The organism is Cyclobacterium xiamenense (genome assembly GCF_009467825.1).
Classification (GTDB): Bacteria; Bacteroidota; Bacteroidia; order Cytophagales; family Cyclobacteriaceae; genus Cyclobacterium; species Cyclobacterium xiamenense.
The window spans coordinates 119,177-127,940 of sequence record NZ_WIOK01000017.1; the positions used below are offsets into that span (position 1 = coordinate 119,177).

The 8,764-nt window shown below is 48.6% G+C and carries 8 protein-coding genes and 1 pseudogene; 3 read left to right on the forward strand and 6 right to left on the reverse strand.

The genetic code is table 11. The annotated features are described in order from the left end of the window. Positions 1-111: 111 nt before the first annotated feature. The gene (locus tag GCU44_RS14215) at positions 112-1,257 is read left to right on the forward strand and encodes a DNA polymerase III subunit gamma/tau (protein WP_154857021.1); all 1,146 of its coding nucleotides are present in this window, start codon (positions 112-114) and stop codon (positions 1,255-1,257) included. A 119-nt stretch (positions 1,258-1,376) separates the two neighbouring features. Continuing rightward, a complete protein-coding gene (locus GCU44_RS14220; protein WP_154857023.1) occupies positions 1,377-1,829 on the forward strand; it encodes a hypothetical protein in 453 nt (150 codons plus the stop codon). Here GCU44_RS14220 and GCU44_RS14225 read toward each other — a convergent pair. The 5 genes from GCU44_RS14225 to GCU44_RS14245 all read right to left on the reverse strand — a co-directional run bounded on the left by GCU44_RS14225 (position 1,826) and on the right by GCU44_RS14245 (position 8,099). Continuing rightward, the gene (locus GCU44_RS14225; RefSeq protein ID WP_154857025.1) at positions 1,826-2,809 is read right to left on the reverse strand and encodes a DUF3078 domain-containing protein; all 984 of its coding nucleotides are present in this window, start codon (positions 2,807-2,809) and stop codon (positions 1,826-1,828) included. The two genes, GCU44_RS14220 and GCU44_RS14225, sit on opposite strands and share 4 nt — an antisense overlap. A gap of 44 nt (positions 2,810-2,853) precedes the next feature. Then, positions 2,854-4,329, reverse strand: coding sequence for a LysM peptidoglycan-binding domain-containing protein (locus GCU44_RS14230; protein ID WP_241684956.1), 1,476 nt, complete (start codon positions 4,327-4,329; stop codon positions 2,854-2,856). 109 nt (positions 4,330-4,438) lie between these two features. Further along, a complete protein-coding gene (locus tag GCU44_RS14235; protein ID WP_154857029.1) occupies positions 4,439-5,077 on the reverse strand; it encodes an O-methyltransferase in 639 nt (212 codons plus the stop codon). Further along, positions 5,074-6,309 (reverse strand): M16 family metallopeptidase, encoded by a 1,236-nt coding sequence (locus GCU44_RS14240; protein WP_154857031.1) that lies wholly within the window; start codon positions 6,307-6,309, stop codon positions 5,074-5,076. The genes GCU44_RS14235 and GCU44_RS14240 overlap by 4 nt, the downstream gene beginning before the upstream one ends. 206 nt (positions 6,310-6,515) lie before the next feature. Then, complete coding sequence (locus GCU44_RS14245; RefSeq protein WP_154857033.1) at positions 6,516-8,099, reverse strand: fibronectin type III domain-containing protein; 1,584 nt, start codon at positions 8,097-8,099, stop codon at positions 6,516-6,518. Between the two features lie 411 nt (positions 8,100-8,510). Here GCU44_RS14245 and GCU44_RS14250 point away from each other — a divergent pair, with 411 nt between their 5' ends. Continuing rightward, entirely contained in the window at positions 8,511-8,651 is a 141-nt protein-coding gene (locus GCU44_RS14250; protein WP_154857035.1) for a hypothetical protein, read from the forward strand. Here the strand turns inward: GCU44_RS14250 and GCU44_RS14255 are convergent. Continuing rightward, positions 8,648-8,764, reverse strand: a pseudogene (locus tag GCU44_RS14255) (IS630 family transposase); the annotation flags it as partial. The gene GCU44_RS14250 and the pseudogene GCU44_RS14255 sit on opposite strands and share 4 nt — an antisense overlap.

The window sequence follows — 8,764 nt, forward strand, 5'->3', positions numbered from 1 at the left end:
GATGCAACCGGCTCATTTTACTGGATTTATTTTGAATAGGTTAGCAAAAAGTACTGGCTAAAAACCCGCTCAGACGGGATGTAAGTTGGATTAATTTTATAACTTGCGGTAATGGAAAATTTTGTTGTTTCTGCCAGAAAATACAGACCTTCAGACTTCAAAAGTGTGGTGGGGCAAAGCCACATTACGACAACGCTGAAAAACGCCATAAAAAACGAACATTTGGCGCAGGCATTTCTTTTTTGCGGTCCCAGAGGCGTAGGTAAAACCACCTGCGCAAGGATTCTGGCCAAAACCATTAACTGCGAAGACCGACTGGAAAACGGAGAAGCCTGCAATGCGTGCAGTTCGTGCGAGGCATTTAATTCGAATAGTTCCTTCAATGTGCACGAGTTGGATGCGGCTTCAAACAACACAGTGGACGACATGCGCAACCTGGTAGAGCAGGTGCGGTACGTGCCCCAGAGAGGCAAATACAAAATCTACATCATCGATGAGGTTCACATGCTGACCACGCAGGCGTTCAATGCATTTCTGAAAACCCTGGAGGAGCCGCCAAAACATGCCATCTTTATTCTGGCAACAACGGAAAAGCACAAAATTATTCCGACCATCCTTTCGCGCTGTCAGATATTTGATTTCAACCGGATTCAGATTCAGGATATCAGCCAACACCTGGCGTACATTTCAAAAGAAGAGGACATTGATTACGAAGAAGAGGCATTGCGTCTAATTGCGACCAAAGCGGACGGTGCCCTTCGAGACGCCCTTTCCATTTTTGACCTGATCGTTACCTTTTCCGCAGGGAAAAAGGTTACCTATCAGGAAACCATCAATAACCTGCACGTACTCGATTACGACTATTACTTCAAAGTAACGGATGCCTTGTTGGAAGAAAGTATATCCAAATCCTTGCTGATTTTTGATGAAATTCTAAAAAAGGGATTTGACGGGCATAACTTTTTGGTGGGGTTGAGCGAGCATTTTCGGGAGCTGATGGTCTGCAAGGATCCGGATACGGCCCAGTTGCTTCTAGTGTCGGAATCGGCCAAAAACCGGTACAAGGATCAGTCAAGACAGGCCTCGTTATCGTTTCTCTTGTCGGCACTTTCCATTTGCAATCAGGCAGATATGTCATATAAGACCAGCAAAAACCAACGCTTGCACGTGGAACTGGTTTTGATGAAACTCGCAAAACTGCCACACGCCATCAATTTGGCCAGTCTGGCGGAGGATCCGTCAAAAAAAAAAGCGTAACGGCCGAAAGCCTCACTGCAACCAATCCAGCGCCCGCGCCATCCAATCAGGAATCCCGTTTTTCCGAACTAAAGAAATCCATTGCCATTCCTTCCAGCCTGGGCGAAGTGAAGCGGCAGATGAAAGATCGCCCGGTACTGCAGGTTTTGGACGAAACAACACCCGAACCGACCCCTTCCGAAGAAAAACCGGCAAACTCCAATCGCTCGATAAGCGAAGCGGAGGTGAAAGGTGTGTTGGAAGAAGTGAAGCAAGCATTTAAGGAAGGGCATAAAAACATGGAGATGGCGCTTCTACAGCAGCCCTTTGAAGTCCGGCAACAGCAAATCGTGTTTCTTATTCACGGAGGCCTGCAGGAGGATCTTTTCCCCAAACTCAAACCGGAATTGACGGGCATTTTTCGAAAAAAACTGCAACATCCCGAGGTGGAAGTGAACTTTGAAGTCAAAGCAGACGACCTGGACCCGGTAAAAAGTCTCTATACCTCTAGTGAGAAACTCGGGTATTTGCTAAAGAAATCGCCGGCGCTTAAGGAATTTAAAAACCGGTTTGGCCTGGAAACTGACTTTTAAAAATCGACCCCGATCCCAAAATTGATCAGGTTTTGGAGCTGCACGGCTCTGGAAGATGTACCGTCGTCCTGTTCGATAAAGACACTTTCGTCGTAGATAACGATGGTCTCAATGCGGGTGGTAATGTATTTGTTAACTTTTAGACTCACGACAGAGTTGAAATTTACCACGGTATTCCCCAGCTTTTCGTAATTTGAAAATAGGTTTAAATCGGTTCTCCACCGCACATTTTCCATCACCTGAATATCTGCGGTGGAGCCGAGGGAGACCCCGGCTTCTGCCCGTACGCTTTCTCCGGGCAACACCCCAAATGCGCCCGCCCGGCTTAGAGAATCATCCAGTACGATGGTAAAACGACCGGTAAAGGGGGAAAGAATTACCGAAAATTTCCCTTTGTTTTCCAGGGACGTCTGGTAGTTTAATCCCGTGGAAGACTGCACATAGCCTGGACTCAGGAAATCAGAAATCCGATTCCGGCTGTCTTGTTCGGCCCCCGAGGGCCGGAAATACCGGTGTCCCGCCAAAAGCTGCGTTCGTGCATCAATCTGCGTGGAGAGGTATATCTTATCGCTCAACTGTCGACCGTATTTGCTGGTGAAGATAAAATTATCGTTGGTCTTCCGCGTAGGGAAAGCTCTTCCGGCTTGTCGATTAATTCCGTAGTTTACAGACAGGTTGGTGTCCCAAATGATATTTTCTTTCTTATAGCTGGCAAAAAGTTGCAAGCCGGTGGTAAAGGCAAAGGAACTTGCGCCCCCTGCTGACCAATTGCTCAAGCTCACTTGTTGCATGCTGAGGTTGTAATTGCCTCCTTTTTCCCAATAGACGGGTGGAGCTTCCGTCGTGAAGATGAGGGAGTCGCCGCGCATCACCAGTGTATCCCCGCCGATAATCACGGTATCGGCCTTGGATAGGTCCTGACTGTAGCCGGTACGGGCAGCACTAAGTAACAACAGAATCAATAAAATCCGGTAAGGCATGGCATTTTTAGGTAAAGGGCAAATATACGGTCATTTGCGTTGATTTATTTTCTGATTTCGAGTTTTTGTCCCACGGATAGGATATTGTCACTTCCGATCTGATTCCAGGATTTTAAATCGGCTACGGTCACGCCGTATTTTCTCGAAATGGCATATAGCGTATCTCCCGGCTGCACCAGATGGACCACTAGGCTGGCCGGGGCGGATGGCTCAGGGTCTGGAGACGGTCGGGTAGTTTTCGGTGGGGTTTCTACGCTGGGTGCCGCTTTCACGGGTACGGCCGCTTGTTTGGCCGCAGGGAGTCGTTGAGGCGCTGGGGTCAACTTTACCCGGCGGATGGGTTCATTCTTTTTATAGTACTTTCGAAGCCGCAAGACCATGCCAGGAAGCAACTGCTCGTCCCGGTATAGCCGGTTTTTGGCCATGAGGGAGTGCAGGCGGATGCCGTACAGCTGGGAGATTTCCCAGAGCGTTTCACCCGGCTGCGCAATGTGTTCTTCCGGTTCCCCTTTGCTTTTTTTTCGTCGGGTATAATAATAACGGCCCGCCTGTACCGGGTCAGAGGGTTTTAGATCGTTTGACCGCCTCAGTTTTCGTTCACTGATCCCAGCCTGAGCTGCCAGGCGGCGTTGGTCGCTGCTATTAGCTAAAATACCGCGGATGCCGTTGATTTTTATTTCCCGGGGTTGGCGCGCATTGGAGAGGTTTCCACTGATCCGGGGAAATCCCCCGGCATTTTGTCGAGAGGGAGCCAGCCCTTCGTTTGTAGCCTGTGGGGTCTCGCTGACAAGGATCGGGCGATTGGGCACAATTCCGTTGAGAAGGTAAGTCACCACATAGGTGCGGTCGCCGGGAATTCTCCCCTTGCTTGCCCAGGTATTGTACTCCCTGAGGTGATTTTCGCTGACCCCCAGGGATTTTGCCAGGGTTTTTAGATCGGTGGGTCCCTTTACCGGGTACTCGTGTAGGTAGTCTCCATTGCTGACGACCTGGCCCAACTGGGGCTCAAAGGCGATTTTATGGGCAAGAAATTTTTTCAGGTACCAGTACGTTTTCCGGTCCAGGTCCATGGTTCGTTCTCCTTTATGCCTGCCCTTGTAGTAGTTATTTGCTCCCCCCAGGCCCATTTGGTAGGACACGAGGGTGATGGCCCAGTTGTCGAGGTATCGTTGGTGTTTTTTCAGGTAGCTGGCTGCACCTCTGGTCGCGGATACAATGTTTTTGCGTTCATCCACTTCCTGGTCTACACGCAGCAGTACTTCTTCGGCGGTGGCTTGTTTGAATTGCCAAAAGCCGACGGCATTGGAGGTAGAAACGGCATCCGAGATAAGGCTGCTTTCCTGAATGACGAGAAATTTAAAGTCCTCCGGAACTCCTTCCTCCCGCAAGACCCGTTCAACGACGGGCAGGTAGAGATTTACCCGGTCCAGTTTCGTTTGAAAATGGGAAGGACTCCGGTATTGTGCATTGACCTCTTCCTGAATTTCTCGCTGTAAGCCTGGATCGAGGTGAAGTGTCATATCTGCAAATCGGATTGTCCGCGGCACCTGCGGTACCTGGCCCATGACGGCATTCAAGGAGCACAGGGTGAAAAATAAACCAACCAAAAATTTTTTCATGATAATAAAATCAGCGCTTTCTAGCAAGGGTAATGCCGTCCCGGATGGGCAAAACCACGTTTTCTACCCGGGGGTCTTCCTGCACTTTTTTGTTGAATGCCATAATTGCGGCGGTATCTTTGTCGAGTTTTTTCCGGTTTTCGGCAAGCACTTTGCCCGACCAGAGAATATTATCGGCAACGATCAGGCCTCCGGGGCGTAGTCGTTCAACGATCAAGTCGTAATAGTTTGTATAGTTTTGTTTGTCTGCGTCAATAAAAACAAAATCAAAACTATCCGTGGAATCGGCCAGCAAATCGAGCGCGTGCCCCAGCCGGTAATCGATTTTCTTTTCCAGTCCCGATAGCTTAAAAAAACCCCGGACCATCTCTTCGAGTTCCTCGTTTTTATCCAGGGTCTGAATCGTTCCACCATCTGAAAGGCCCCGGGCCATACAGATGGTGGCGTAGCCCGTAAAGGTACCGATTTCCAATACCTTCTTTGCACCGGTCATTTTGACAAGCATCTCCAGAAACTTGCCCTGCAGTGGTCCCGAAAGCATGCGTGGCTTCAGTACTTTCAGGTGTGTTTCCCGGGAAATACGTGCCAGTAATTCGTCTTCCGGACTGCTGTGTTCCACACAGTAGCTCCATAATTCTTCAGGTATCATTGTGGTTTCGGTAAATACGTAAGAAAACTAAATTGCGCTTCATCATACACCTCATTCGCTAATTCTTGTAGTTGCTCTGCCGTGCAGGAGCGGATCTTTTTGAAAATAGCCTCCAATGATTCAATATAGCCCTTATCCAACAGGCTTTTGCCATACACCAGCATGAGTCCGGAATAATTTTCTTCGGCCATGGCCATTTGCCCGATGGTTTGTTCCTTACCCATGTGAAGCTGCAAGGTGCCCAGTTTCTTTTCCCTGATCTTGCGGATTTCTCGCAGGACGATTCTCCGCGCTTTGGGTCCGGCTTTTTCCTCTGTCCCGTAGAAAATCCCGATAAATCCGGTGTCGGTGAACGGCTGATAAACCGATTCGATGCTGTACGCCAATCCGTGTTTCTCTCGCAGGGCCATGTTTAGCCGGGAATTCATGCTGGGGCCGCCCAGGATGTTATTGAGCAGGTATAGCGTAAACCGCCGTTCGTCGTTGAGCGCCAGGGCGGGCTTTCCCAATGCGCAGTGCGCCTGCGTGATTTCTTTGTACTGAATCGTGGTTCGCGGGGAATAGCCGTTCACCGCCTGCCTTACGGTAGTTCTGCTTGTCGCAGGAACCGCACCAAGCAAAGGTACCAGCGTGCGGAGCGCTTTTTTAAAACTGATATTGCCCACCACCGAGCAAACGATACGCGAGGTGTCCAGGTGTTGGTCCACAAAGTCGAGGAAATCTTGCTGGCTGAATCGGCTTACGGTGGATTCCGTTCCCAGAATATTGTAGCCCAGGGAATGGCCAGGAAATAACAAATCGTCGAATTCATCCTGTATGGCGTCGTCTGGAGAGTCCCGGTACATCGCCATTTCTTCCAGAATTACCTGCCGTTCTTTCTCGATCTGCCTCGGGGGGAAAGTACTATTAAACGTGATGTCGCACAGCAACTCTGCCGCTTTGCTCCAGTGCTGCTGCAATACGCTGGCATAAAAACAAATTTTTTCTTTGGTCGTGTAGGCGTTTAGTTCCCCTCCGACGGAGTCCAGGCGATTGATGATGTGAAATGCTTTTCGTTTTTTGGTGCCTTTGAAGGCCATGTGCTCCCAAAAATGCGCCAGCCCTTCCTGATCTTCTCGTTCGTCCCTGCTTCCAATATCCAGGACGAACCCGCAGTGCACCAATCGGGTACTAGTGACTTCCTGATGTACAATTCTGATTCCGTTTGCTAATTCCTTAATCTGGTATACCATGCGACGTTTTCCTAAGTACAAAAATAACAGCAAATATTGGGAAAGAAATCAGAAAACAAAAAAATGCCCCTGGATGGGCATGGAAAGGAAGGGGCCGGGTAAAAGCAACCGATACCTATAAATACTAGGCGAACCCGGGGCGATGGAAAAATCCGTACAGCAGGGTTGGGTGAGGCGCAACGAATTGGTCCAACATGCGCCCCCACTTAACGCTGAATTACTTTTAGGCGCTGTACCTTATCGGCATAGTGAATTTCAAGGATCAATAGGCCTTTGGGAAGCAATTGGATCCATTGACTCAATTCGATCGGCGAACCGTTCCATTCGGAGGCCAGCTGCACCGATGTTTCCTGTTCGATGATTTTTATCCGAATGAATTGATCAGAAGGAAGATCGGTACCGGTAAAGATGAGGTATAAAGAGCCGTTGTTCGTGGGATTGGGGTAGGCCGTCCAATCGCTGGTTTGGCCCTCCACTGTTGGAATGGCCACGGACAGCGTGGGGCTGTACTCAAAGCTGCCGTCCCTATTGAACTGGCAAATCCGGTAATAGGCCCAGGTCCCGGTACCCGGCTGCAACTTGTCGGTAAACTGGTACTGCGTCGTTTGATCCGTGTTTCCCTGAGCAGGGATTTTTCCCAGCGTGGTGAAGCGCGAAATATCCTGAATGGCACGTTGGACCTCGTAATGGCTGGACTCCCTTTCTTTCAACGTGGACCATTTTATGGTGACTACAGAGGGATCGGCATGTGCCCTTGCTTTCACCTCTCCCCAGGTAATCGGCAGCGCTCCGAAATAGTTTACCTCAAATTCCCAATGGCTGCTGCACCCAAATTCGTCGGTTACCGTAAGGTAATAGTCGCCGCCGATGAGTTCACTGATTGATTGCTGGCTGCTCGTGAAGCCTCCCGGCCCGGTCCAGGAATAACTGTAATCGCCGGTGCTTACCATGGTCACCGCAATGGCTCCATCCGGATTTTCGTCGTCGGTATGGTCGGTGATCGCGGCATTCAGGTTCGTGGTTACCGGAATGTCTATCACACTACTAAAGCTGTTTTGGGTGCCGTTGGCATCGGTGACGGTCAACTCCGCCGTTCCCGAAGAGAGGAATTGAACCAGTGGATTGGCAACCGTGTCACTGCTGATCGTTGCATTGGTGAATGTCCAGTCGTATTGATAGGCTTCTCTCCCGCCATTCGTGGTGCTGGTGAAGGTTACCTCGCTCCTTTCGTCTACCAGGCAAGAAGCGCTGTAGTCAAATTGTACGGCCAAAGGCGCGTCTACCACGATAGTTGCTGTGGTTTGGCATTGGGCCGTTGGGTAATCGTTACACACATAGGCTCCTGACAAGTCGGCCGATGCGCTCGTTGTCCAGGCCAACAGGGGGTTTTGGAGGATCACTACCTCTCCACAGGTCCAGGTGAGCGGAAACTCAGCCAGCGTTAACGTATCGGCAACGGTCTTTGCCGAGGGAATGGTGCCAAAATAGTAGTTTAAAAAGAGGGTGGAATCACCCACCAGCAGATCGGCAAACAGGCGTCCGTTATTGGCAGTGCTTGTGGCGCTCGTAGTATAGGTGAACGATATATACGTGGTTTGCTCGGTTCCAGGGCTGCAGGTGAGCAGGGAACTGGTCACCGGAGTGCCCGTGGAATCACTCAAATAGACCGATTCGATGGTGTAGTTATTTGAACTGCAACTTTTATCGCAGGTACGTATGTCCAAAAGATTGCTCTGATTTTGGGAAAATCCATGGATCGATCCTCCCAGAATCACGATTATCAAAAGCATTATTTTCCGGACAAGGAACATTTTGTTTAGTATAAAATTTTATTTTATTTCAAAAATTCAGTTTATTCGCTTATATAAGGTAAAAATACGATATATCGTTCTATTTTCCTAACCATCCGGATCGGAAGCAGGTGGTCGATGTTGACGGGTTTTTTCGGAGAAATTGCGTTTCTGTCAGGAGGTAAAAAAAAACTTAAAATTTTTTTACCGTTGATTTTTGGCGTGAAATACAGTTTCTGTAAATCGATTTACATTATTTATTTTTTGTAATGGAAAGGCGTTTAATCACTTGATTGTCAATCTATTTTCCCATTTGGTATTTCTGTTTTTATGCCCGACATTCGTAGAGAATAGGGCCTGTACCAGCGAAAACGGCTCTTTTTTCAATCAAATTTTTAATTCAATACTGTCATGAAAAATCAAACAAAATTAGTGTTGGCCAATCTGTTTGCATTGGTATCGGTAGCGGTAATCGTATCGGTATGTACGCTGTTAAATATAGATTGGAGTCTGGGTTCCGGAGCATTGCTTCCGCAACTAGTGTTATGTTAATCGTAAATTGACGGATAAAGTCTTTTTAATTTTATCCTTGAATCGGCAGTAGTGAACTGCCAATTTATCTTATTGTTTTTATTGTTTCGGTTATTCTGCCAAGCCTCTACTTC